This window comes from Corynebacterium sp. FDAARGOS 1242 (genome assembly GCF_016889985.1).
Classification (GTDB): Bacteria; Actinomycetota; Actinomycetes; order Mycobacteriales; family Mycobacteriaceae; genus Corynebacterium; species Corynebacterium minutissimum_B.
In genome coordinates this window covers 1,677,516-1,703,467 of record NZ_CP069568.1, presented here as the reverse complement: position 1 = coordinate 1,703,467, position 25,952 = coordinate 1,677,516, and the positions used below count along the sequence as shown (strand labels likewise).

Genomic DNA, 25,952 nt, shown 5'->3' with positions numbered 1-25,952 from the left:
ACTGAGTTTCTAAGAGTCAAGACTGAGCAAAAGCAGCTCCGCGCGGGTGACCGGGTTGCTGAGATCCACGCCGCAGAGTTGCTCTATCTTGTCCAAGCGGGCGCGCACGGTGTGCCGGTGAACGCCGAGCTCTGAAGCGGCGGTGGCCAAGTTGGCATTACCCACGAGGAAGGAACGCAGGGTGGCGCACAGGTCTGTGTTGTGCTGCGCATCGTGCTCGGTGAGACGGCTGACCGTCGCCGCGCGCCGAGCAGCGAGGGCCTCGGGGACTCCGGGTTCTGCCAGCCAGGTGGGGGCAGCTGAATCGAAGGCCTCCACAGCACCGAGGGGCAGGCTGCGCGCGTGGCTCTGGAGTGAGGACAACAGCGTCGGTGTCAACGCCTGCCATTGAATGTGCTGCAGGATGGACGTTCGGAGGAAGCGCGTATGTTTCCCACTTAAGTTCGGGTTCGCGGTGCCCGGGGGAAGGACGATAAGCGCCGAATCGTGCTCCGGGCGGATAAGGCTGAGTGGTTCGGCCTTTCCAATCTCGCTTAAAGCCCGTGCGAGGCGGGAAGGGGACGGTGCCGTGAGAAACAGAACATCCACGAGGTTATGGCTATCGACCATATGAAAGGCTGCCTGCAGGGCGGGGGAGTCAATGCCGGCAAGTTGGGTGTCAATCGCTAGCGCCCCGAGGATCGTGTGCGCAGTGGTGTCGGGGTGATCCAAAAGCAGGCTGGCCAGGCCCGCTAGGTGCCGGATCAGCGCGCGCGAGTAAGAATCAAACTTCTCCACGCGCGTTACCGCGAGAGTCCATCGCCGTCCTGCCGAGCCGAAGATGCTGGTGATGGTGGCGCCAGTGCTTGTCGACGTACCCGTTCCCCGCCCTGTCTGCTCCGCGGCCCCCACTGCGGCGTCGGCTGCGCTGAGCTGGCCGCGATCGCTGCGGGTAACTACCGCCCCGGAGGAACTGGCCACGGCTACCGCGGCGCCGAGTTCTTTACTGGCTTGCACGACGAGTGCCCCGATGCTCACGGCCGCGGCTTGATTGAGGCGCTCCTGCTGGCGGTGGAATGCAAACTGCGCGTTGTTGTCTAGGCGGGCCTGTTCTTGAGCCACGGCCGTGGTGATGGACACGAAACGGGTGGCGCGCGGGACCTCAAAGAGGGCGAGATTGTGGTGGGAGCAGGCGTGAATAAGTTCCGTGGGGACCTTGTCAAAGGCCAGCCCGGTACCGAAGCCGATGCCCTGCACGCCGGCCGCGGCAAGGGCTGCACCGTAGCGCTCGAACCCTTTCGTGTCATCCTGAAAGGCAAGTCCCAAAGTAAGCATGAGCGCGCCGGGGGAGGTGAATTCAGTAGGGTCCGCGAGTTCGGAGGCGTGGATCGTGTTGAACGTGGCGCTAGCGGTGACGATGCTTCGCAGGTTTAAAGAGCGCTGGTTGAGCAGCCAGCGGAAGGAAATCTCACGCATGATGGACAGACTACACAGTTGAATGGAGAAAATTTATACACTTTGTCCATATCGCGCAGAGGGTGGTGGAGGCCACACTAAAGGGCACACTATTCATCCGAGCACAAAAGGAAGACAATGCAGGAACTTCAGTACCACATTGAGCAGTCCCGCCACCTGGGCCAGCAGGTCCCTGGCCCGAAGAGCGCCGCCCTGGATGAGCGCCGCAAGAACGCCCTCCCTGCGGGCATGGCGCCGTCGCTTCCGGGCTACGTGGTGGATGCCGATGGCGGCATTCTTGCCGACGCCGACGGCAACCGCTTCATCGACCTCGCCTCCGGTATTGCCGTGACTTCCGCTGGTGCATCCAACCCAGCTGTCGTCGCTGCTGTCCAGGAGGCGGTAGCGCACTTCACCCACACCTCCTTCACCATTTCCCCGTACGAGTCTTATGTGGCCGTGGCAGAAAAGCTCAACGAGGTCACCCCGGGCGATCATCCGAAGAAGACCGCGCTGTTCAACTCCGGCGCGGAGGCCGTGGAGAACGCAGTAAAGATTGCCCGTAACTACACCGGCAAACGCGGCGTTGTGGTCATGGACCGCGCCTTCCACGGCCGCACGAACCTGACCATGGCGATGACCGCTAAGCAGTCGCCCTACAAGAACGGCTTTGGTCCCTTTGCTCCGGAAATCTACCGCGCGCCGATGTCCTACCCCTTGCGCGATGGCCTGAGCGGCGCTGAGGCTGCCAAGAAGACCATCACCATGATCGAGCAGGAGGTTGGCGCGACCAACCTGGCCTGTGTTGTTGCTGAGCCGATTCAGGGCGAGGGCGGCTTTGTCGTCCCAGCTGAGGGCTACCTTGCAGCAATCCAGAAGTGGTGCAACGACAATGACGTCGTCTTCATCGTCGACGAGATCCAGGCGGGCATGATGCGCACCGGTACCTGGTTTGCCTCCGACCATGAGGGCATCGTTCCAGATATGGTGACTATCGCTAAGGGTATTGCCTCCGGCATGCCGCTGTCCGCAGTGACCGGTCGCGCGGAAATCATGGATGCCCCGCAGCCAGGTGGCCTGGGAGGTACCTACACCGGTAACCCGGTGGCCTGTGCTGCTGCACTGGCAACCTTCAAGGAATTCGAGGAGAAGGACTTCGGTGCGCGCGCCCAGAACCTCGAGAAGATTGCCCGCGAGGAGCTGGAACCCATCCTGGGCGATGAGCGCGTGGCCGAGTTCCGCGGCCGCGGCGCCATGCTGGCCCTCGAATTTGTCACCGCAGAGGGCGAGCCAGACTCCGAGCTCGTCCACAAGATTGCAGATGCCGCAAAGGCAGAGGGCGTCCTCATCCTCACCTGCGGCCTTGACCACAACGTCATCCGCTTCCTGCCTTCTCTGGCCATCCCGGAGGATCTGTGGCGCGAGGCCCTGCAGGTAGTGGTCAAGCAGTTCAACGAGTACAAGTAAGTCCGGGCTGCAGCCAAAAGGGTAGAAGCAAATGACAAACTTTGATTACTCGCAGGTTTCTGAGCTGTTGGGTTCTCTGCCAACTGGCCTTTGGCTGGAGGGCAAGAACGTCGCAGCCACTGGCGGCGCCACTTTCGAGGTCCTCGACCCAGCAACGGAAGAAGTCATTGCCAACGTTGCAGATGGCACCTCCGCTGACTGGATGCGCGCGCTGGAGCTTGCCGACGCCGCGCAAAAGGAGTGGGCAGCTTTTGCGCCGCGTACCCGCTCCATCATCCTCACTGACATCTTCAACGCCATTATTGAGCGCAAGGAAGACTTCGCTCGCGTGATGACCCTGGAGATGGGAAAGCCCTACGCGGAAGCACTGGGTGAGGTGGCCTACGGCGCTGAGTACATGCGCTGGTTCGCGGAAGAAGCCGTGCGCATTCCGGGCCGCTACTCCCAGTCCCCGGCAGGCAATGGTTCCATTACCGTCTCCCACACCCCGGTGGGCCCAGTGCTGGCAATCACCCCGTGGAACTTCCCGCTGGCCATGGCCACCCGCAAGATTGCCCCGGCCTTCGCCGCTGGCTGCCCGGTCGTGGTCAAGCCCGCTGCGGAAACCCCGTTGACCATGCTGCTGTTGGGTGAGGTCATCGCAGAGGTATTCGCTCGCCACGAGGTGCCGGCTGGTGTGTTCTCCATCGTGACCACCACGCAGTCGAGCGCGCTGTCCTCCGAGCTCATGGCGGATCCGCGCCTGCGCAAGGTGACGTTTACCGGCTCGACCGGCGTGGGCAAGATTCTGGTGCGCCAGTCTGCCGATAATCTGCAGCGGACCTCCATGGAGCTCGGTGGCAACGCCCCGTTCCTGGTCCACGAGGACGCAAACCTCGACCTAGTGCTTGACTGTGCAATGCAGGCGAAGATGCGCAACGGCGGCGAGGCCTGCATTGCGGCCAACCGCTTCATCGTGCACGAGGCAGTGGCTGAGGAGTTCACAGAGCGCCTGACGGAGAAGATGGCTGCTATCCAGGCAGGCCATGGTTTGGAAGAAGACACCACCCTCGGCCCTCTGATTAGTGCGAAGCAACGCGACGGAGTGGCTCAGTTGGTCGAGCGCGCGCTTGAGCAGGGGGCCACCGCCACCACCGGCGGCGAGCGCCCGGATGGTGCCGGCTTCTTTTATCCAGCGACCGTTCTGGCGAACGTGCCTGACGACGCCGAGATTCTGCGCCAGGAGATCTTCGGGCCGGTAGCCACCGTGACCACCTTCTCCACCTTGGAGGAAGGAGTCGCCAAGGCTAACGACACCGAGTTCGGTTTGGCAGCCTATGCCTTCACCGAGAACTTCCACACCGCGGAGTACCTCGCGCACGCGCTGGAGGCAGGCATGGTGGGAATCAATCGCTCTGCTATCTCTGACGCTGCCGCTCCATTCGGTGGCATCAAGGAATCAGGCTTCGGCCGCGAAGGCGGCGCTGAGGGCATCGAGGAGTACATCTCCGTGCGCTACATCGCTAAGCCTTAGCGCTAACCAGCAAGCCTCAGCGAGCTGATTTTTCACAGGCATTGCCCCTCGGCGCCCTCACTTTTTGCAGAAAAAGGGCCCTATAAATGCAGAGCATAGAGAAATAAAACGAACCTTGCGGGAAGAGAGCTCTGAACGCCTAATCAATTTAGTGTGATTAAAGTCATATACTTTCCAGTGGCTGCTCGGCTAGGGATTGTTACTGTTATTGGGCAAGGGTTTTCCCAGAGATTTTGAAAGTTTTTGCCAAGGAGCTCGGTACGTCTACATAACATCCCGAGTAATTCGATCTCTATGCGAATAGTCAGCCTCCTCACGTACCTTGTTGTCGCTCTGTCTGTTCTACAGCCGCGACAACACCTGAATTAGAGAAAGTATTGGTCATGTCAAAGATATCTTTCCGGCCACCTCGTTCTGTAACTGCACTCAGCGGGCTTGATTTAAGCGGCCGCTGGCGCATGCTCACTGCCTCAGGCATGGCTGCTGCGCTAGTTATGGGCGGGGTCGTTGTTGTACCCAACCTCCTCGATAATGAGCCTGCAGCCCAGGCGGTGACCGCAGCGCCAGGTTCCTCCGAAGAAACCGCCATAAACACCACGGTTCCCGCGGGAAGCACCCGCTCCGTGAACGGCTTCGTGGGCCTGCAGACCGGCGGCACCATGCAATCGAACCTGAACGATCCAAACGTTGCGCCCATGTCTGGCGTGAAAGTCTTTGCCCAGTGGTTCGAAAAGGACGGCACGGCGTCGCCAATTTATACCACCACCACCGGCGCCGATGGTCAGTTCCACATCGGCATGACCTCCTTTACTGACGCCAAGGGTGTCCGACGCAACTTCGACGCAGACCCCAACTTGCCGGAGGGGGAGAAGCTCCGCGTCTGGTCCATTAATCCGGATACCTCACAGTACAACCTGCTCTACTCCTATGGTCAAGAGCAGATCATGCCGGAAGGCAACATCGCCAACACCGAGGCCGGCACTACCCAGTCCGTGGGGTCTGATACCTATAACGACATCAAGATCGCTTACTCGCCCATCGCTAACAACAACGTGATGCACAACCTGGCCGAAGCTGCTACCAACGATCCCGTGGGCTCTTATGGCCAATACTCCGGTACCGTCTTCTGGAACCAAACCAACGCCGCCGCCGGCGCCCTCTTGTGGCAGAACTACCAGTCCGTCAACGGTATCGACTCCGTGGCTCCAGACGTCACTGTGTATGGCTCCTACCTTTCTGATTACGCGCTTTCGCGCATCTACGATCCCGCAACCATGGCCGCCATCGGTTACAAGGGCCGCGTGCGCGATTCCAACTGGAGTACCCAGCAAGAACTCGCGCTGCAGCAGTGGATTAAGCAGCGGATGGCAGCGGAAGGCCAGCAGAAGTGGATTGCAGAGACCGTCAAGGCGGTAACAGACGCCAACGGTAGGTACACGCTGCAGTTCCGCGGTACCTGGGGAAATAGCTGGGACGATCGCGGTATTTTGTCCAAGGACTATACCTGGCACAACCTGGCTGATTCCGCCGAGGCAGGTTCTTGGGCCAACGGCAACATGAAGTCGAAGCACGTCAACGACGAGTGGATGTTCTTCTCAATGCAGGACATGCCGGGCATTTCCGTGAACACGCCGTTTAACTACAACGGTTACACCGGCAACACCACCAGCAACTTAACCTCCGCCGGCACCTTGGCCGGATGGCCATCTATCTGGGGCGGTACGCTGGATTACGCCACCAACATCAACTTTGCGCTGTACCCGGGCAACCTGAAGTTTGACGTCACCCCGTATGACTCTTTCTCCAACTTCGCTACAGCGGGTCAAGCCATCGAGACCACCACGACGGGCCTGCAGTACGACAAAATCGGTAACACGCGTTATCAGATCGCGTGGTTCGACGAGGCTGGCAATGAACTGACCCAGTACACCTGCCCGCCGGTAGCGCCGGACGCGAGTGGCAGGCTTCCTTCCTGCGGTTTTGTCACCGACCCTAACTTGAAGAAGACCACCACTTACACCGCACGCTTGTTTGCGGTCTCGCCCTCTGGCGTGCGCGATGGCCTGGCGATAACGCAGGATTCCTTCACCGTTAAGCCACTGCCGACGTCCGGGCGCTACGAGCCCACCTATGGTTCTACAACCGTGGCTCAAAGCAGCATTGGTTCCGTTGCGGCGCCGCTTTTCGACGACTCGACTACCGCAACAACCGTTGAAACCCTGCCGGCACCAGCCGGTACCACCTTCAAGCTGGCGGATGGCGCCCCAACGTGGGTAAAGATTGATGACCAAGGCACCATCACCGCCACACCGGGCACCGATGTTGCGCTGGAAGATTACACCGTCCCGGTCATTGTCACCTACGCCGATGGCTCGACCGACCTCGTCAATGCCAAGGTCACGGTCATTGACGGCATCCCGCCGGAGATTGCGCAGATCGATTCGCAGAACCTAGAGCTGGGCAAAGACATCGCGCCGATTCAGGTTAAGCCGACAGATAACGTCGGTGTGACCAGCGTTGAGGTCAGTGGCCTGCCAGATGGCGTCACCTATGATCCTGCGACCGGAACCATTAGTGGTACTCCGTCGGCCACCGGGGCGTCGACAGTTAACGTCCGCGTCACCGATGCCGCCGGAAATGTCACCGAAACTGCATTCAGTATCAGCGTCGTGGATTCTTCCGCGCCGGTTCTCACCAGCCCGGATGCCACCGTCCCAGAGGATAAGCCTGCTTCGATTCCGATCAAGGTGGACGATCCTAAAGCCACCGTCACCGTGGAAGGTGATATCCCGCCGGGCATGACCTGGAACGAGCAAAACGGTGCCCTCGAAGGTACCCCAACCGAACCGGGCATCTACACGGTCGCCGTATCGGCCACCGATCCCCAGGGCAATAACTCTGTATCCAACCTGGTCGTTACTGTTACCGACACCAAGGCGCCGACCATTGCCAAGATCAATGACGCCACCGCAGAGGCCGGTCAACCGATCACCGCAATTCCAGTAGACGTCACCGATAACTTCGACAAGTCCGTCAGCAACGTTGTAGTCGCGGGCCTGCCACCAGAAGTGACCTATAACCCGGAGACCCACAAGATCGAAGGAATCCCGCAGGCACCGGGGGAGTACCCAATTACGGTGACTGCGACCGATGCCGCCGGCAATACCTCGACCCAGGAATTCCTTCTCAAGGTAGTCGACACCACCGCGCCGAAGGTGGACGATATCGCTGATGTGAGCGTGGAAAACGGCACCGCCTTGGAGCCGATCCACGTGACCAGCAATGAGCCGAATTCTAAGTTCAGCGCGTCCGGGCTACCAGAAGGCGTCAGTATCGATCCCACCACGGGCATCATCTCTGGTACACCAAAGACTGAAGTCACGAGCCCAGATGGCAAGAACTTCCCGGTCACCGTCAAGGTAACTGATCCTTATGGAAACGTCACCGAGAAGACTTTTAACATCACGGTCACCGATACCGTTGCCCCGGCTCTGCGCCCGCTTCGCGACGTCTCGGTTCCTGAAGATCAGCCGCTCAACCTGGAGCCTGTTACCAGCCCGGATCCAACCGCGAAGATCACCGTTACCGGCTTGCCCGAGGGCGTGACCTTTGATAGCGAAACGGGGCTCGTCACGGGCACCCCAACCGCTCCGGGGCGCTACCTCGTTACCGTTACCGCCACCGACCCAGCCGGTAATTCCACGAGCGAGACCGTTGTCTTGCTCGTGGGCGATGCCACCGCGCCTACCTTCGATGATCCGGAGGATCAGACGATTAACCAGGGGAAGCCCATCAAAGATATCGATCTGATGAGCCTAAACCCGGCCGACAACTCCACCGCACCGCAGGATCTCGCCTGGACCGTCACCGGCCTGCCCGAGGGTGTGACCTACGATCCCGCGACCAAGAAAATCTCCGGCACCCCGAAGGAAACCGGCTCTTCCGTAGTAACCGTCACGGTTTCCGATGCTGCGGGCAATACAACGACTCAGACCTTCGTCATTGCAGTTAACGATGCAACGGCGCCTGGCATCACTCCGGTGGACAATGTCAGCGTCCCGGAGGGTGATAAAATCACTGAGATTCCGGTCGCTACCGATGATCCAGACGCGAAGATTGAAGTCACGGGCCTGCCTGAGGGCTTGAGCTACAACCCGGGAACCAAGCAGATCGAGGGCACCCCGACTAAGCCGGGTACCTATGATGTCGTTATTGCGGCAACTGATGCAGCGGGCAACGTGTCCCACGAACCGTTTACCATCACCGTCGAAGACAAGACCGCCCCAGTCATCGATCCGATTGAGAAGCAGGATATCGCTCTGAACGAGACGATTGAGCCGGTCGTGGTCTCGGTAAATGATCCGGATGCCACCGTCCAGGTTGATCCGGAGACCCTGCCGAAGGGGGTTAGCTTCGACCCCGCGACCAACACCTTTACCGGCCGCCCAGAGAAGCCGGGAACCTACACCATTAAGGTCACGGCTACCGATGCCGCCGGCAATACCTCGGAGCCCGTTGATTTTGTCATCACCGTCTCCGATAAGACCGCGCCGCAAATCGCGCCGATTTCGGATCCTACCGTTCCCGCGGATTCCCCGATTACGCCAATTGAGATTACCGCTGAGGACAACGTTGCGGTGACCTCCTTGACAGTCACTGGCTTGCCTGAGGGTTTGAGCTATAACCCCAATACCAAGCAGATTGAGGGCACCCCGACTAAGCCGGGAAGCTACCCAGTGACGATCACCGCTAAGGACGACGCTGGCAATACCACCGAAGAAGTCATCAACATCAACGTCAATGACGCCGGTGCACCAGTCATCCAGCCGCTGCCCGATAGCACGGTCGCTGCGGGAACTGAGGCCGACCCGATTCCAGTGCGCGTAGATGATCCTTCTGCGAAGGTAACGGTCGAAGGTCTACCTGATGGCATGACTTTTGACCCAGAGACGGGACTAATCACCGGTACCCCGACCAAGCCGGGCACCTACACCGTGACCGTGACCGCGGTCGACGAAGCGGGCAACAAGGCTATCGATACCTCGACCATCACCGTCACCGATGCCCAGGGGCCAAAGCTGGACGAGATCAGTGACCAAACCGTTGCTGCCGGCAGCGCCATTAAGGATATCGTTGTCAAGGCGGATGACCCCGATGCCAAGATTTCCGTAGTCGGCCTGCCAGAGGGCGTTCAGTATGACGCCGCTACCAACACGATTTCCGGCACGCCAACCACCGCGGGCACCTACCCAGTGCGCGTCCTGGCAACCGATGCAGCCGGAAACACCTCCTACGTTGACTTCACCATCACGGTCAGCGATTCCACTGCTCCGGAGGTCGCGCCCATCGCCGATCAAGAGGTAAAGAAGGGCGATGCCATCGCTCCTGTCAAGGTAGTCAGCGACGATCCGAGCGACACCGTGACGGTCATCGGCCTGCCTGCTGGTCTCAGCTTCGACCCAGAAACCCGGACCATCTCTGGCACGCCAACCACCGCTGGTGAGCACCCCGTGACCGTGGTTGTCACCGATGCCGCGGGCAACAAGACCGAAAAGTCCTTCACCATCACCGTCGTCGACCCTGGAGCGCCGGTTCTGGAACCAATTTCGGATCAGGAGGTGCCGCTGGGGAAGGCGATTGAGGAGGTTCAGCCAACCGTGACGGATCCGTCGATTTCTACGACGATCACCGTGACCGGGCTGCCGGACGGCGTTACTTACGACGCCGCTACCAATACGATTTCGGGTACTCCAACCCGCGCGGGGGACTTCCCCGTCGTGGTCACCGTAAAGGCCACTGACGCCAACGGTAAGTCTTCCGTCGAGAAGTTCACGATCCACGTGGTCGATTCTGGGGCGCCTTCCTTAGACGGCGTCGCCGATCGGACCGTCAAGGAAGACACCGAGCTTGACCCGATTCATATCACCTCGGATGACCCGCAGGCTACCCTGACCGTGACTGGCTTGCCTTATGGCGTTCGGTTCCTCCCGTCCACGGGCGAGATTTCCGGCGTGCCAACTACTCCGGGCACCTATAAAGTGACGGTGACCGCCACCGATGCGGCAGGCAATACTACCGAGAAGCAGCTGACCATCACCGTAAAGGATGCAACCGGTCCGCAGGTGGATCCGATTGCAGATCAGGCTGTCGATGCCGATACGCCGATTGAAACGATTCGGGTCTCTTCTGATTCGGACACGGATAAGGTAACGGCCTCCGGTCTGCCGGATGGCGTGAAGCTTGAGACCGTTGACGGCGTTGCCACCATCACCGGCACCCCGACCAAGCCGGGCACCTACGAGGTCACCGTGACGGTCACCGATGCCAACGGCAATGCCACCGACGAAACCTTCACCATCGTGGTCCGTGAGCCGGCCGATACCACCGCGCCGAAGCTTGACCCGATTTCGGATCAGACCGTGAAGCTGGGCGAAGACGTCACTGAAGTCACCGTTCACAGCGATGACCCAGCAGCAACGCTGAGCGCAACCGGCCTGCCTACTGGCGTCAAATTTGACCCAGCTACCGGCACCATCAGCGGCAAGCCGAGCGCCTTTGGCCGCAGCGAGGTTACTATTACGGCAACCAACGCCGCTGGCAACAAGGCAACCACTACGTTCATCATCGACGTCGTAGCAGCCCATCCGACCGATCCGACCGACCCGACGGATCCGACCGACCCGACCGACCCGACCGACCCGACGGATCCGACCGACCCGACCGACCCGACGGATGCGACCGACCCAACCCCGGATGATCCGGTCACGGCACCGGTGATTGCACCTATCGCTGACGTGAATGTTGAAACCAATAGGACGTTGATGCCAATCAACGTCGTGGTTGATAAAAAGGATGCAGACGTCACCGTCTCCGGCCTGCCGGATGGCGTGACCTATGATCCGGCCACCGGCCAGATTTCTGGCAAGCCAACCAAGGCTGGCGACTACACCGTGACTGTTAAAGCAACGGTGAATGGCGTATCTTCGACCAGCGAATTCCATATCGTGGTCAAGGATCCGCAGCAACCGCTAGCAGACGCAAATAACCCGGCCTACCCGCCGGTAGACGTCGCGCCGGGCAGCGAGGTCAAGGTCCCACAAACCGGCGATACGGTACTTCCTGAGGGCGCTAAGTTCTCCACCACGGATCTGAACGCGAGCGTTGACCCAGTAACGGGTGAACTGACCGTCAAGGTCCCGGAGAATGCAACCCCGGGTGAGACCATCACCATTCCGGTGACCGTGACTTATCCAGACGGCTCTACTGAAGAGGTAGAAGTTGTTGTCACGGTTGTTGAGCCGGCGTCTGCCGACGTCACGGATTACAAACCTGCTTATTCCGAACCCGTAGAGGTTGCATCCGGTGAGACTGGTTCTGCTGAAGTTCGGTACGGTTCTGATGATGCTCCGAGCGGCACGACCTATAAGATTCCTGCTGATTGGGCCGGCCAAGGTGGTTGGAACGTAAGTATCGATGAAGCCACCGGCAAGCTGACGGTTATCGCGCCGAAGGCAGGGACGGCAACTCCGGATGATCTCGAACTCGTTGTTCCGGTAGTCATCACCTACCCGGATGGGGCAGTGGCTGACACCATTGCGGCAACGTTCACCTTGGATACCTCCGGCGATACTCCGGAAACCCCGGATGCACCGTCTTGGAACGATGCGGAGGCCCCGGCTGGTGGCGCCGTGAAGGTTCCAAATGTCGGCGGCAAGGTACCGGCAGGTGCCAACGTCGATAAGACCACCGGCCCAGGTACCGCGACCTTGGAAGAGAACGGCGATGTCATCGTCACCATCAATCGAGACGCCAAGTCAGGCGATACCGTAACCGTCATCGTCCGCGATGACTCCGGCAAGGAAATCGGCAGCATCACCGTGACCGTCACCGAGCCGACGGATCCGACCGACCCGACGGACCCAACGGATCCGACCGACCCGACGGACCCGACCGACCCGACGGACCCGACCGATCCGACGGACCCAACGGATCCGACCGACCCGACGGATCCGACCGACCCGACGGATCCGACCGACCCGACCGACCCAACGGACCCGACCGACCCGACGGACCCGACCGACCCGACGGATCCGACCGACCCAACCCCGGATGCACCGTCTTGGAACGATGCGAAGGCCCCGGCTGGTGGCGCCGTGAAGGTTCCAAATGTCGGCGGCAAGGTACCGGCAGGTGCCAACGTCGATAAGACCACCGGCCCAGGTACCGCGACCTTGGAAGAGAACGGCGATGTCATCGTCACCATCAAGCCAGACGCCAAGCCAGGCGATACCGTAACCGTCATCGTCCGCGATGACTCCGGCAAGGAAATCGACAGCATCACCGTGACCGTCACCGAGCCGAACACCGACCCAGGTACTGATCCGGGTACTGACCCCGGCAAGAACCCAGGCAGCTCGGATGGGTCTTCTGATGGTTCCTCCGACGGTTCCTCCAACGGTTCTTCCAGCGTTGACCTGGGTCGTTGTATCCCAGCTGGCCTGGCTGTAGGCCTGCCGCTGCTGTTCCTGATTCCGGTTGGCATGGCTTCCCAGCTCAATGTTCCGGGTCTGTCCCCGTTCATCGAGCAGATTTCCGGCCAGATTGACAAGGCCAACATCGAACTGCAGAAGCAGCTGGGTGTCTACAACCCGGCTATTGCTAAGCAGGTTGCTGGCATCAACGCTCAGTTCGGTAAGTACGGCGAGTCAGCTGGCAAGGTTGCTGGCGGTGTCGCTCTGGTTGCCGCTGGTGCACTGGCTATCGGCCTGCTGGCAGATGCTTGCTCCCCGAAGAACTCCTCTTCCTCCAACGGTTCTTCTGACGATGCTTCCGATGGTTCCTCCAACGGTGGTTCCAGCAAGTAATCTCTCGCTGAGAAATTTCCCTACGAGCAGCCGAAGCTACTGCTTAAGGCAGCCGGTTAATCCCGGTTGCCACTAGCTTCACCACCAAGCGAAACGCCCGTCTTCTATTTCTTTCCAAGTAGAAGGCGGGCGTTTGGTGATCCCGCGGCCTTCGCTGTTGCCTGCGGCGGGTTAAGGGTCAAAAGGGGATGCGGACGAAATCTTGGAGGATTTCCCGTATGACTAATGTGCGATACACGGATACCCAGCGGCTCAAGGCATTAGAGGTATTCGACAGAACACAATCTGCTACCAAAACCGTTCGTGAGTTGGGCTACCCAGGCCGTTGGACACTCCATCGATGGATCAGAGAGCGTGATGAACCCCCAGCTGCCCCCATTCGGCGTACGACCTTAAAGCGCTACCAGCTTGCGACAAAGCTCAAAGCCGTTGAGCTCTTCACCGCCGGTATGTCTCCTGACGCCATCGCATCTGAGCTTTCGTTGAACTCGAAAATGAGCGTCTATGCTTGGGCCCAACGATTCCGCGAAGAAGGAAAGTGGGGCTTGATGAGCGCAACTGAACGCAAACGCTCTGCCGGCATTGTCACTCGTAAAGCCTTTGAGAAATCGCTTCCAGATGATGTGGCTGAACTCAAGAAGCTGGCAGCACGCCTATCAGCGGAAAAGGCGGTGTTAGAGAAAGAACTGGAAGAATTAAAAAAGACGACAGCATCGACCCAGCCAACTTCAGTAACAAGTTCAAAGCCATTGTGGGGCCTGAAACAGGGGCGATAACTTTGGCAGATAGGACAGTTGCGGCCTCAACTCGGTTCTAGAGCTACTGGGCTTCGGGCTTATGTGGAAAACGTGAAAGGCTGGGCCACTCCCGTATCAAGGAGTGGCCCAGCCTTTGGCGTGCAACCTAGGTTATGGCTTAGAAGATGCCGTGGCTATGAAGCGCCTCATTATCGGAGGGGACCTCAGAAATGGCATCCCACATTTCGACGAGCTTGCCGTCTTCAACGCGCCACAGCTCGCAGTAGGAGTGGCGCGCACCAGCGATGCTTCCTTCGGAATGCGTCAGAACGAACTGTCCCTGCGCAATCGTGCGGTGGATGCGCTCGTACTCCAGTCCTTCGCCGTCCTCCTTCAGCTTGGTGAGGAAATCGACGCAGTTTTGGGCGCCGTCGGCGATATCGGGGGAGTGCTGGGCAAACTGATCATCGCGTGTGTTGTCGATGAAGCCGGAGTAGTCACTGCCGATGAGCGAGCGCTCGAAGAATTTGATGACGAACTTACGGTTCTCCTCGGTAAGGCTCTCATCTCCCACATCGGTGGTGCCATCGAGCTGCGTGCGGCCGCTTTCATTCGGCTCTGCCTTAGGAACGAGGTTGTCCCAGTGCTCGACAATTTTGTCACCTTCGACGCGATAAATGTCGAAGCCGACGAAGGGCTCATCTTCGATACCGTCAAAACGACCGTGCAGTGCGACGAGGTTGTTTGCTTCATCGGCAATCACTCGGGCGTTGGTGTACTTTAATCCCTCGCCCAGATCCGTGACGAACTTCTTAAGGCCTTCTGCATCGTTAGCGATGAGGGGAGAGTGCTCCACGAAGTTATCGGCGAAGTGCTTGTCTAGGACGGAGGTATCGTGGCCGTCGAAAAGCGCGGTGTGTACCTCGAGGACAAAGTTTCCTAGTGAAGTCATGGAATCTCCTTAGTTGGCCACAAAGTAGGTGCGCTTGTTGACGAACTCATCCATGCCGTAGGGGCCCAGCTCGCGGCCATAGCCGGAGTTCTTGACGCCACCGAACGGCACCTCGGCGCCCTCAGCCGCGTAGGTGTTGACGTTGGACATGCCAACCTCCAAGCGCTGAGCAACCTTTTCTGCTCGCTCGACGTCCTTGGAGAAGACGCAACCACCGAGACCGTACTGGGTATCGTTGGCCAGCTTCAGTGCCTCTTCATCGCTGCTGACCTTGTATACGGTGGCGACGGGGCCGAAGAGCTCCTCGTAGTAGATGTCCGAGCCAACAGGGACGTCACTCAGCACGGCGGGGCTGAAGTAGGAGGACTTCTCATCAACGAGCTCACCGCCGACGTGAAGGGTGGCACCGGCTGCCACGGCGCGGTCGATCTGATCCTTGAGGTTCTCCGCAGCGCCGCGTGAGGACAGTGGGGTGTAGACGGTCTCGGAAGCCTCTTGCGGTGTGCCCGGCTTCATGGCCTTAGCCAGCTCAACCAGCTCTGCAAGGAACTCGTCATAGATGTCATCCATGACGATGAGGCGCTTGTTGGAGTTACAAGCCTGACCGGTGTTGTAGATGCGGGTTTCCCACGCATCCTTAGCTGCTTGTTTGACGTCATCCGTGTCGAGCACGATGTAAGGATCGGAACCGCCCAGCTCCAGTACGGCCTTCTTGAGGTTCTTCGCGGCGATAGCACCCACCGCGGCACCGGCGCGCTCGGAACCGGTGAGCGAAACACCACGCAGCCCCTTGTGCTCGATGATCTTCTCTACCTGCTCGTGGGTTGCGAAAAGGTTGGTATAGACGCCCTTGGGTACGCCGGCATCATCCATGATCTTCTGGATGGCGAGTGCGGAGCGCGGGCAAATCTCTGCGTGCTTCAGGATGATGGTGTTGCCCAACATGAGGTTGGGGGCGGCGAAACGCGCTACCTGGTAGTAGGGGAAATTCCACGGCATGATGCCAAGCAAGACGCCAATGGGGAGGCGCTGGATATAGCCCTTTCCATCCATTTCCACCGGGATTTCCTCATCGGCGGCGAACTTCGGGCCGTTATCTGCGTAGTAGCCAAAGATGGCACTGCTGAACTCGGCCTCCTCAAGGCCCTCGGAGATCGGCTTTCCCATTTCGGTAGCAATGATTTCTGCCAACTCGTCCTTGCGCTCTTCGAAAAGCTCAGCAACGCGGGTAACTACTTTGGCGCGCTCCTCAATAGGGGTCTCGCGCCAGCTGAGGAATGCCTCGTGTGCGGTATCTACAGCGGCAAGGGCTTCCTGCTCGGTGACGTGGTCAAAGGTTTCGAGCACCTCGCCAGTTGCAGGGTTTTCTACGCGAATTCCGGACATTGTTCATCCTCCAGTTTGTAGTGTGCGTATAAGAACACCTCCCATTATGCGGACGGTTGTGATGTAGGGCAACAATTATTCAATCTATGGAGCGCATCTCAATTTCAAGATGGTTTTAGCGAGAGTTGTTGCGGAAACCCTAGCTAGCCCCTCCAGGGCTCAATGCCCGCGCGCCGCCAGGCCTCCAAGAACTGGGTGGTCTCGTCCTCATCGGTGATGGACACGCGCACGCCCTCGTCGAGGTAGCGGCGGATGACCACGCCTTCATCGAGCATCTTCGTTTCCACCTCCGCGGCATCCGCGCGCGGCAGCCACACAAAGTTTCCGTAGGACTTCTCAGCACCCAGCTCCGCGCAGACGCGGTCGCGTTGTGCTTTGGTGATCTCGACGGCGTCGGCAAGCTCGTCGTGGCGCTTGAGCACCTCCACGGCGGCGGTTTCCGCCATGGCGGTCACCGTCAGCGGCAGGGACAGCAGCCGCAGCGCGTTGATGATCTCTTCGCCTGCCACCGCGTAGCCCACGCGCATGCCGGCCAAACCCCACGCCTTGGAGAAGGTGCGCACGCCGAGCAGGTTGGGGTAGCGCTGGTATTCCTCCACTGAATCCGGGGTATCGGGGGCGTCGTTGTACTCCCAATATGCTTCATCCAACAGCACGACGACATCCTTGGGCACCCGGTCCATGAAGGCGCGGAATTCACCGCACGTGATGACCGTGCCCGTCGGATTATTGGGGTTGCACAGGATGATGAGCTTGGTCTTCTCCGTCAGCGCGCCGAGCACCGCTTCCAGATCGACGCGGTAATCCTCCGTGAGCGGAACCAGAACCGGCTCCGCGCCGGCCATGCGCACGTAGAGGGGATAGGCCTCAAAGCTGCGCCAGGGCACGATCACCTCATCGCCGGTGTGGCAGGACGCCAAGATGGTGGCCTGCAGGATGGGCGTGGACCCCGCGGAGACGAAGATATTATCCGCCGGCACGCCCAGGTAGTTGCACAGAGCGTTGGTGAGCTCCGGGGAGCCCGGCTGTTGGTAACGGTTGGTGGTGCGGGCGGCGTCGGCAACCGCGGCGATGATGTCCTCCGCAGGAGGGAAGGGGACCTCATTGGAGGAGAGCTTGAGCGCGTTGGGGAAGTCCTTGCCCACCTTGTATTCGGGGAAGCTCGAGAGATCATTGCGAAGCATAATCACGTCCTTTCTAAATCAGATCCCAGATGGTCACGGCCATAATCAGCAGGCCCATGCCGAAGACGAAGTAGTTCCAGGGGTCGTTACGGAATTTCTTGTAGACGTCCAGTTTCTTGAACATGTAGACCGGCACGATGTAGACGATGAACGCCACGAACACGCCGGAGACCACGGAAATCATGGAAATGATTGATGGGTTGAAGACTGCCACGAGGGTGGTGCCCACGAAGGCGATGAGGTAGATGATGTTGAGAAGACTGCGGTGCGAAATCTTCTCTGCCAGCTGTGGCGCGGCGGTCTTGAGCAGGTACTCCGTGCCCTCTTCGGTGCCGAGCATGTGGCCGAAGTAGGAGGACACGATGGCGCAGATAACGACGATGGGCGCCATATACGCCATGAACGGTGTGCCGGTGACGTTGGCGAAGTAGGAGAGCACCGGAATGTTTTGTTCCAGCGCCTCATTCATGCCGTCCGCGCCCAAGGCAAGGACGCAGGACCACACGAAGAACATGGTGAACACCACGAGGAGGATGGCGGTGTAGAGCTCCGTGCGGGAGACGCGCTTTTCGGTCTTCTCGCCGTACTGCGGCTGCATATCGATGGCGAACTGAGACAGCGCCGCCATGTGGGAGAAGGAGAAGACCAGCACCGGCAGGATGAGGAAGATGCCTTTCAGCATCTGGCCCCAGCCATCGGCGCCGTCGTCGAAGTGGATAAAGCTCTGGAGATCCCAGCGCGGGATGAGGTACAAGGAGGTCACCGCCAGCGCGATGATGAGAGGGTAGACCAGCACCTGAGCCAGCCAGATCATGGGCTTGCGGCCGATGGCAAATCCACCGGTCATGATGCCAACGCAGATCGTGGCGAGCAGCCAGCGATTCAGCGAAGGGCCGCCGAGCTGGTTCACAATGAAGCTGTCCACGGCGTTGGTGATGGAGACACCATAAATAAGCACGGTGGAAAAGACCGTAATCCAATACAACAGGGCGAAGATGACTCCAGAGCCTTTACCTAGGTACTGGGTGACCAGCTCGAGGATGTCCTTGCCGTGGTTTTCCTTTGGGGCGCCGGCCACGATGCGCGCGTAGGTGCGGTGGGAGAAGTACACCAGCGGCAGGATGAAGACGGTGGCGAAGACCAGCGGCCAGAAGCCGAAGCCACCGGCGTTGAGCGGCAGGAAGAGGATACCAGCACCCACGGCGGTGCCGAAGAGGGTAATGATCCACGAGGCAGTAGAGGCAGCGGGGCGCTGCTTGGCCACGACATCATCACCGACGAGGTGCTCACCTTCTTTCAGCTCGCTGGCGGGCACGGACGATGTTGTCGGGGGATTGTGTGTGGTGCTCATGGTGAGCCTCCTCTATTCGATGGGCAGGGAGTGGTCTTGGTCTGTGATGACGTTGATGAGTGCGGGGATACCTTCTTTCTGGATGGCGGCTAGCGCACGGGCGACGGCCTCCGGTGCTTGAGAATCATCGGTGACGAGTTCGCCGTGAGCACCGAAGCCGCGGGCGACGGCCGCGAAGTCGGGGTTGACCAACTGCGTGCCGGAGACGCGATCGGGGAAGTGCTTCTTCTGGTGATCGCGAATGGTTCCGAATTCGCCGTTGGACATGACGATGATGAGGAAGGGGGCACCGTACTGAAGTGCGGTGGCGAGCTCTTGGCCGTTCATGAGGTATTCGCCATCGCCAGCAATGGTGACCACGGTGCGCTCGGGGAACTGTAGTTTGGTGGCTACCGCGGCTGGAACGGAGTAGCCCATGGAGCCATTGCGCACGCTGAACTGCGAGGGATAGATCGTCGAGCGCAAGAACTGTTGCGCCCAGATGCAGTGGTTGCCAGCGCCGAAGGTGTAGAGGGAATCCTTAGGCAGCTGCTCATGGAGCGCTGCGAGGATGGCCTCCATGTGGGCGGTGCCGTCCTTGCCGGGGCGGTAGTCTGCCGGCTCGGGGAGGGTGGCGAACTCAAGATGGTTGGCGTGGGCGGTGTCGAACCACTCGCCGCGCTTCTCTTCGCCCTCTACGTTCAGGCGTTCCAGGGCGTTCGCAAAGGCAACGGGGCTCGCCACGATGTGCTCTTCGAGGGCCACTGAGTGGCCGCGCAAGCTGGTATCGGGGTTGATGGCGATGTTGCGTGCCTGCGGGGACTGGCGCAGGGTGTAGCCGTCGGTGGGGACATCACCAAGAACGGCACCGACTTCGATGACGAGCGAGGCATCGTCGAGGAGCTGCGCCGCGCGCGGATCGCGTCCATAGCCCAACCAGCCAGCATTGGCGGGGGAGTTGAAAGGTACTCGGTCAGCCGCGCGGAAGTCCTGGATGATAGGAATACGGTGCTCTTCGGCGAAGCGAGCGATCTTTTCCGCGGCCTCCGGGGTCCAGCGCGGACCGCCGGCAAAAATTAACGGACGCTCTGCTTGGCTGAGTTCGCGAGAGAGGAGATCCAGGTGATCGTCGGAAAGCGCGCCCTCGGACACCGGGATGGGTGGGTGGATGGTGCCGGTGAACTCGCGGTGCAGGATGTCCTCGGGCAGGCCTACGATGACGGGGCCGGGGCGGCCCTGCTGTGCCTGGAAGAAAGCCTCGGCCACGACGCGGGAGGCGCGCGACGGGTCATCGAGGACGAAGACCTGCTTGGCCTGGGTGCCGAACCAGGCCTTGGGGTCAAATTCCTGGAAGGACTCGCGGTCGCGGTCGGCGTGGGGGATAAGTCCCACGAAGAGGACGAGCGGGGTGGCATCCTGCCAGGCGGTGTGGATGCCCACGAAGGCGTTGGCCGCGCCGGGGCCGCGGGTCACCATGGCAACGCCAGGCTGGCCCGTAGCCTTGCCGTGTGCCTCCGCCATGTAGGAGGCGCCGCCTTCCTGGCGGGTAACGATGGCCTCAACGGGGCTGTCATAAAGCCCATCGAGGACGGGCAAGAAGCTTTCACCGGGAACGAGGAATGCGCGGCTCACGCCGTGGGCGGCGAGGGATTCGGCAATGGCGGCGCCGACGTGTGACATGGAGGACCTCCCTGGAGTTGTTGTGGTGGTGGTCTCATTATTCTTTGGTGATGTCATGTTGTCTAATGCCTGGAAAGTTGGAAACCTATGCCTTGAAGGCATGAAGCGTGCTAAAAGTAGGGGAATGGACATGGTGAAAGCCACATACTTTCTCGCGCTCGCGGACGCCGGCACGGTGACCGCAGCCGCGGCACGCCTTGGAATAACCCAGCCGGCGCTGAGCCGGCAACTGCGGCGCTTTGAGAAGGAACTCGACTTGGAGCTTTTCGTGCGGGCTGGGTCCTCACTAGCACTGAGCGATGCAGCACACGCCCTCATCCCGACCTGCCGCCGTCTCCTCGCTGAATCCGCGCGTGCTGGGCGGTCGGTGGAGGCCCTGCGATCTGGGCATGTCGCCGCACTGCGGGTAGCGGCGACGCCAACAACAATCTCCACCTTGCTCGCACCGTTCATTGAGGCAGCCGGTTCCTCTATTCCCTTGCTCACCACGTTTCCGGTGTCGCACTACGATGTGTTCGCCGCATTGGAAGGCACCGCCGACCTGGTCATTGCTCCCATTCCGCCGGGGCCTGATGTGACCTCACTGCCACTGGGATCTGTTCCCGTTCGGGCTTGGGTCCCGCCAAGCCATCCTCTGGCATTGGAGTGCGCGGGTTCGACCAGCGTGGAGGTGGCCCGCTTGCTGCACGAGCGCCTCGCTTTGCCGTCGCGCAGTAGTGTTTCTCGTGGAGTGCTTGATTCCTTTATTGGAAGGGCAGGCTTGAGCCTCGGCTTTCACGTCGAGTGCGATGACACCGCAACCTTGAGTGCCTTAGCCCGCTCAGGCCAGGCCGTGGCCCTGATGACAGAGCTGCAGCCGGCGCGGCTGGTCGGCTTCGACGTAGTTGACGGCGGAAAGGCTCTGGGTGGGGTGCCACTGGTGGCGGCCTGGTCGCCAGGACACTATGCGGGGAAGGAGATTGCGCAGATTGCCCGGCGGTTTCGCAGTTTTATTGAGGGCTCTCTTCGCTAGAGCTGTTTTCTTGGCGCTGGGCGGTGCACTCCTAGTGTGCGGTGGATACAACTGCCCTTGTTGCCAAAGATCTGGCTGGATCTTGAGGCAGAGGCGGTAACTTTGGCAGGAAAGGCAGTTGCTCTGCGCTCAGCGGTGCGCCGTGTTAGCTTGGGGCCGAGCTATCCGGGGGGATGACATGAAACACGGCATTGTGCGCGGCTTATCTAAAGGTGCGCTTGCAACTCGGGTGCGCCGAGGAGAGATTACGCGTCTTGCCAAGGGGCTCTACGTATGGGGCAGGCCCGAGGCATTAGAACTATTGAAGCTGTTACAGGAGCACCGGCCATTCCTTAAGGCGACAGGTACAACGGCTGCTCAGGTACTCCTTGGCGAGACTGTCACTTTTCCACTGAAGCTCGCCAGTGTGGAGAGAATGCCGACATCAACCTTCTATGTGCACTCGCGGGTGAGTGTCGAAAGCTTTGTTACCTTGTCTGGGATCCGGGTCCTTAATCCTCTTGTCGCAATGAAGAAAGTTAGTCCTGAACTGGGAATTCGCGTTTTTGAGTCCATCTATTCCTCAAAGGCCGGGCGGGCGCGCCTGGATAATCACCGCGAAGCACTCAAGGTCACCCCTGTTGCAAGTCAACGGATGCTGGAGCAGGCCGCTTTGTTCACGGACTCTGGTGCGGAGGTCAAGGTGGCCAAGGGATTGAAAAGGCGTGGGCTCAAGGTTGAGTGCAACGTTGTTATCGGCCATTACACCTGGGACATTGTGCTCCCAGAGCTCAAAGTTGCAGTAGAAATCAACGGGATGAAATTTCATTCCCAGCAAGAGGCATGGCTGCGGGACCACTGGAAAAACAACGAAGGTGTACTGATTGGGTGGCTAACGCTGCGCTACACAGGTCATTGCGTGGCGCACCACCTGGACTATGTCATCGACCAGATAGCCAATGCCAGGAATCCGGATTTTGAGAAGCGCTATTTCAAGTTCATCGGCTTCTGGCACGAGGGAGTGTTGCCGCCCAAACCAAAGCCCTGGGAGTACAGCGAGCACTTGGGGTATCTTCCGCCGGACTTGCCTGAACCTCCCGACTTCCCACAGCCACCTAACTGCCCTAGTTGACGAAGTTATTGCCAGATCTTGAACCGGAGGCGGTGTTTTTGGCAGATCGGGCAGTGTGGAGCGTGATCCTGGCATTTGAGCCCGACAGCAGGGTGCGGACGCTAGGTTGCAACGATCCCCTCAACAATGAGCGCCAAGGCCGCGCTGATGGCCACCACTCGCACGATGCGGTTGAGTACCTTGGCGTTGATGAAGCGGTTGAGGTAGCTGGCGGCGATGAGCCCCACGATGGCCACCGGCAGGTAGGCTGCGGCGGCAGTGAGCTGCAGGCCGGTAATTTGCCCGCTTAACCCCAAGATGGCTAGTGAGATGGTGCATCCGATGATGAACGTGCCCGACAGGGTGCCGCGCACGCGGGCGGGGTCATAGCCTTTAAGCACTAGTGCTATGGGCGGGCCACCGATGGAAGTCGAAGTGCCCAGGAATCCGGAAGCAACGCCGGCCACCGCAAGGTTGGTCGTGGTGCGCTTGGGTGACCAGCCGAGGCTGGACAAGGTCATGGCGAAGATGACGGCGCAACCGATGAAAATGGACAGCCCGCGGTGGGACAGGGAGGCAATGGCCCATGCGCCGGCGAGTGAACCAGGGATGCGCGCGATGGAGGAAATAGCCACGATGTCCCAGGACACCGCGGTGCGGGCTTTGAGCATGGTGGTCGTGGAGATGACGAAAGCCAGTAGGAGAATGAGCGTGGGGACTAGCTCCGGTTTGATGAGCGCCAAGATAGGGGTGGCGATGGTGCCCAGCCCAAATCCGATGGTGCCCTGGCAGATTGTGCCCACGAGGATGAGCACACCGATGAAGACGTAGAGCCAGCTGAACATTGCGCCACTATCTCACGGCGCCGCCTAGGCGCGGACGGTGACCTTCTCGTTGTCCGCGATCTCCTCCAAACGGTCCGCCGAGCACAGGCCCGCCACAATGACGGCGGAGCCGCCCGCAGCGAGCGGTTCCAGTACCGAACGCTGGAAAGAGGCAGTATCGCTCCACCCTGGGGACAGCACGCGCTCAGCGCCTAAGTCGGCGGGGAAAAGCTCCGGTAATGGCGTAGTGGTGCCGTAGAAGTGATCGCCGTAGAAGCGAACCGTTGGGCCGAAGTCAATGGTGCCGACGGGCAGCTCACCACCGCTTTCCACGACGCCGCGCCCGAAGGGGTCCTGGGTTACGAGTACGGTATCGGCGCCGGAGATTCTGGAGCCTTCGCTAAAGGCCTCGGGGGAGGTGAACACCACGGCAATCTCGTCGGCGGGCGGCTGCATGGCAGCCGCCCCATCGGTGACGTCGAAGGGGACTCCGGCAGCGAGTGCGCCGAGGGCGATGACGGCTGCCTGCCAGGAGACCGGAAGGTCGATGAGAATGCGGGAGTCCGAGTCTGGCTCAAGATCGAGCTCCTCCAGCAGCATGTTGGCAATCTTGGAGGTCCAGTTCTCCAGCGTTTGCGCCGAGAAGTCCATGCGCGTGCCGTCGGCCTCGTTATAGACGCTCAGGCGCGGTGCGGAGGCATCGGCGGACAGGAGATGCTGAAGGAGTTCCATGTCCGCCCATCGTAGGTGGCGGGCACGAAGCCCGCCACGGGGTCTTTAGTTCACGCAGCGCGGGCCGTCGCCACCGGCGTCAATTTCCGGCGCCACCTCAGCAGTGCCAAAGTCATCGCCTGGGGTACCTACCTGCTGGTCCTCGGCCACCTGGTTCGATTCCGCTTCAGCTTCTTGCTCCATGGCGGAGTCATCCTTTGGGCCCGCGTAATCATCGGTAGCGACGACGATGAAAGTATCCGGTTCAAGCTCCTCGTTCGCGGTGACCGGCAATCCACCGAGCTGCTCAGCCAGGGCGAGGGCACGCTCGTCGTTGGCATCCGCAGCCACGACCTGGGATTCGGCGTAGATACCGGACTGCGCATTGGCCGTGCGCTCGACGGTATAGCCCACGTTCTTGAGCCATGTGCCAATGCCACCGGCCATGCCGTCAATCGTGCCAGCGTTGAGCACGTGGAGATTGAGGCCCTCAGCCACGGGTTTCTCACCGTCATTGGCGGCCTCGTCCGTGGCAGCTTCCTCGGATTTTTTGTCGTCTTCCGCAGCTTCTTGGGACTTAGCCAGATCATCCATAAAGCGATGCACCTCGGCCGCGTCGATGGTAACGACAGACTCGCCGTAATCGCCGGTGCCAGAAATAGAGGTCACCGGGATCGTCGTAAAGGTGACGTTGCCGCCGGCCAGACCCGCGAGCTGGGTTACGAAGCCCATGATGTCCCAGTCGTTGTCAATGACGACGGAACGCTCGACTGCATCGGCAATCTTATTGAGCTTGGCGGGCGAGGTCAGAGTGTCAGAATCCAGGACCTTCGATGTCAAGGAGGCCATGTAGGCCTGCTGGCGCACGATACGGTCGAGGTCGCCGCGCGGGAGCTCGTAGCGCTGGCGTACGAAAGACAGGCCTTCAGCTCCCTGCAGGGTTTGGCGGCCCTTCGGGAACTTCGCGCCGGACATCGGGTCGTCCACATCGTCGTTGAGGCAGACGTCGACGCCCCCGACGGCGTCGGTAAGCAGCACGAAGCCCAGCAGGCCCACCTCGGCATAATGATCGACGCTGACGTCAGTGAGGGTGCGCACCATGGAAATTAGGCCGGCGCGGCCAGCCTCAGTACTGGCCTTCTCCATCTCCTTTTCCGTATGCGGCGGCTTCTTCCCCAAGGCCTCCGCCTCGGCATTCTCCTGCTGCAGCTCCTCCATCTTCGCGGACTTGTGCAGCGCAAAGACAGCGTTGATTTTGGTGTTGCCAAATTCGCTGTCGTGCACATACGTATCACGCGGGATGGACACGGCCGTGGCACGGGAGCCGTCGTTCGGAATGCGGATGACCATGATGGTGTCCGTATTCTCCTCGCCCTCATCCACGCCGGCATGCAGGTCCGCAAGCTCCTGCTCAGATAGGGGATTGCCCTTGGCGTCGGTGCGGGAATCCTTGCCCACGAGCAGGATATCCACAGCACCATCAATGCCTTTGTCCTTGAATCCACCATCGTTGCCCAGGGCCAAATTGGACGCTGAAGAGATGTCATTGCCCAACTTGCCCACGGTGAAGTAGCCCACGCCGGAGAGCACGAGGACCACGGCGGAAAGGAAAGCTACGAGGGCCTTCACCGGCGTGGAGCCGTGCTGGGTAGCGGGCGCGGACTGCGACGGCGCGGCCTGGATATGGCGGGCGGCGCGCGGGGAGTTCGGGGAAGTCACGGCAATAGTTTAAGGGAGTAGGTGCCGAAAACGTGAAGCAGTGTCGCGT

General features: G+C 60.2%; 15 protein-coding genes. 6 read left to right on the top strand and 9 right to left on the bottom strand.

From position 1 onward, the window contains the following. Nucleotides 1-9: 9 nt before the first annotated feature. The gene (locus I6J72_RS08050; protein ID WP_204098814.1) at nucleotides 10-1,455 is read right to left on the bottom strand and encodes a PucR family transcriptional regulator; all 1,446 of its coding nucleotides are present in this window, start codon (nucleotides 1,453-1,455) and stop codon (nucleotides 10-12) included. A 117-nt stretch (nucleotides 1,456-1,572) separates the two neighbouring features. On the opposite strand from I6J72_RS08050, the gene gabT reads away from it, so the two are divergent. From gabT to I6J72_RS08030, 4 genes are all read left to right on the top strand, one after another. Beyond that, on the top strand, nucleotides 1,573-2,901 hold the full coding sequence (gabT, locus tag I6J72_RS08045; RefSeq protein WP_204098813.1) for a 4-aminobutyrate--2-oxoglutarate transaminase: 1,329 nt from the start codon (nucleotides 1,573-1,575) through the stop codon (nucleotides 2,899-2,901). 31 nt (nucleotides 2,902-2,932) lie between these two features. Further along, nucleotides 2,933-4,414 (top strand): NAD-dependent succinate-semialdehyde dehydrogenase, encoded by a 1,482-nt coding sequence (locus I6J72_RS08040; protein WP_204098812.1) that lies wholly within the window; start codon nucleotides 2,933-2,935, stop codon nucleotides 4,412-4,414. Between the two features lie 458 nt (nucleotides 4,415-4,872). Then, nucleotides 4,873-13,278 carry a putative Ig domain-containing protein gene (locus I6J72_RS08035; protein ID WP_204098811.1) on the top strand — a complete coding sequence of 2,802 codons (8,406 nt, stop codon included), beginning with the start codon at nucleotides 4,873-4,875 and terminating at the stop codon, nucleotides 13,276-13,278. A 218-nt stretch (nucleotides 13,279-13,496) separates the two neighbouring features. Then, nucleotides 13,497-14,054, top strand: coding sequence for a transposase (locus tag I6J72_RS08030; protein WP_239107274.1), 558 nt, complete (start codon nucleotides 13,497-13,499; stop codon nucleotides 14,052-14,054). Nucleotides 14,055-14,193: 139 nt separating this feature from the next. Here I6J72_RS08030 and I6J72_RS08025 read toward each other — a convergent pair whose 3' ends face one another. The 5 genes from I6J72_RS08025 to I6J72_RS08005 all read right to left on the bottom strand — a co-directional run bounded on the left by I6J72_RS08025 (nucleotide 14,194) and on the right by I6J72_RS08005 (nucleotide 20,547). After that, the gene (locus tag I6J72_RS08025) at nucleotides 14,194-14,967 is read right to left on the bottom strand and encodes a nuclear transport factor 2 family protein (RefSeq protein ID WP_204098810.1); all 774 of its coding nucleotides are present in this window, start codon (nucleotides 14,965-14,967) and stop codon (nucleotides 14,194-14,196) included. A gap of 9 nt (nucleotides 14,968-14,976) precedes the next feature. Further along, nucleotides 14,977-16,353, bottom strand: coding sequence for an NAD-dependent succinate-semialdehyde dehydrogenase (locus tag I6J72_RS08020; RefSeq protein WP_204098809.1), 1,377 nt, complete (start codon nucleotides 16,351-16,353; stop codon nucleotides 14,977-14,979). A gap of 143 nt (nucleotides 16,354-16,496) precedes the next feature. Then, nucleotides 16,497-17,537, bottom strand: coding sequence for a histidinol-phosphate transaminase (locus I6J72_RS08015; protein WP_204098808.1), 1,041 nt, complete (start codon nucleotides 17,535-17,537; stop codon nucleotides 16,497-16,499). Nucleotides 17,538-17,550: 13 nt separating this feature from the next. Next, nucleotides 17,551-18,888, bottom strand: coding sequence for an aromatic amino acid transport family protein (locus I6J72_RS08010; protein WP_204098807.1), 1,338 nt, complete (start codon nucleotides 18,886-18,888; stop codon nucleotides 17,551-17,553). 12 nt (nucleotides 18,889-18,900) lie between these two features. Continuing rightward, on the bottom strand, nucleotides 18,901-20,547 hold the full coding sequence (locus I6J72_RS08005) for a thiamine pyrophosphate-dependent enzyme (protein ID WP_204098806.1): 1,647 nt from the start codon (nucleotides 20,545-20,547) through the stop codon (nucleotides 18,901-18,903). A 130-nt stretch (nucleotides 20,548-20,677) separates the two neighbouring features. Here I6J72_RS08005 and I6J72_RS08000 point away from each other — a divergent pair, with 130 nt between their 5' ends. Both I6J72_RS08000 and I6J72_RS07995 read left to right on the top strand, forming a co-directional pair. Beyond that, nucleotides 20,678-21,559 (top strand): LysR family transcriptional regulator, encoded by an 882-nt coding sequence (locus tag I6J72_RS08000; RefSeq protein ID WP_239107271.1) that lies wholly within the window; start codon nucleotides 20,678-20,680, stop codon nucleotides 21,557-21,559. Between the two features lie 178 nt (nucleotides 21,560-21,737). Further along, the gene (locus I6J72_RS07995; protein WP_115021349.1) at nucleotides 21,738-22,670 is read left to right on the top strand and encodes a type IV toxin-antitoxin system AbiEi family antitoxin domain-containing protein; all 933 of its coding nucleotides are present in this window, start codon (nucleotides 21,738-21,740) and stop codon (nucleotides 22,668-22,670) included. Nucleotides 22,671-22,771: 101 nt separating this feature from the next. Here I6J72_RS07995 and I6J72_RS07990 read toward each other — a convergent pair whose 3' ends face one another. Genes I6J72_RS07990 through I6J72_RS07980 form a run of 3 tightly spaced genes read right to left on the bottom strand, consistent with a single transcriptional unit; the run spans nucleotide 22,772 to nucleotide 25,903 of the window. Further along, nucleotides 22,772-23,494, bottom strand: a complete 723-nt coding sequence (locus tag I6J72_RS07990; protein WP_204098805.1) for a sulfite exporter TauE/SafE family protein — start codon at nucleotides 23,492-23,494, stop codon at nucleotides 22,772-22,774. A 24-nt stretch (nucleotides 23,495-23,518) separates the two neighbouring features. Then, a complete protein-coding gene (locus I6J72_RS07985) occupies nucleotides 23,519-24,205 on the bottom strand; it encodes a TIGR03089 family protein (RefSeq protein ID WP_204098804.1) in 687 nt (228 codons plus the stop codon). 45 nt (nucleotides 24,206-24,250) lie between these two features. Then, the gene (locus I6J72_RS07980) at nucleotides 24,251-25,903 is read right to left on the bottom strand and encodes an LCP family protein (protein WP_204098803.1); all 1,653 of its coding nucleotides are present in this window, start codon (nucleotides 25,901-25,903) and stop codon (nucleotides 24,251-24,253) included. Between the last annotated feature and the right edge of the window lie 49 nt (nucleotides 25,904-25,952).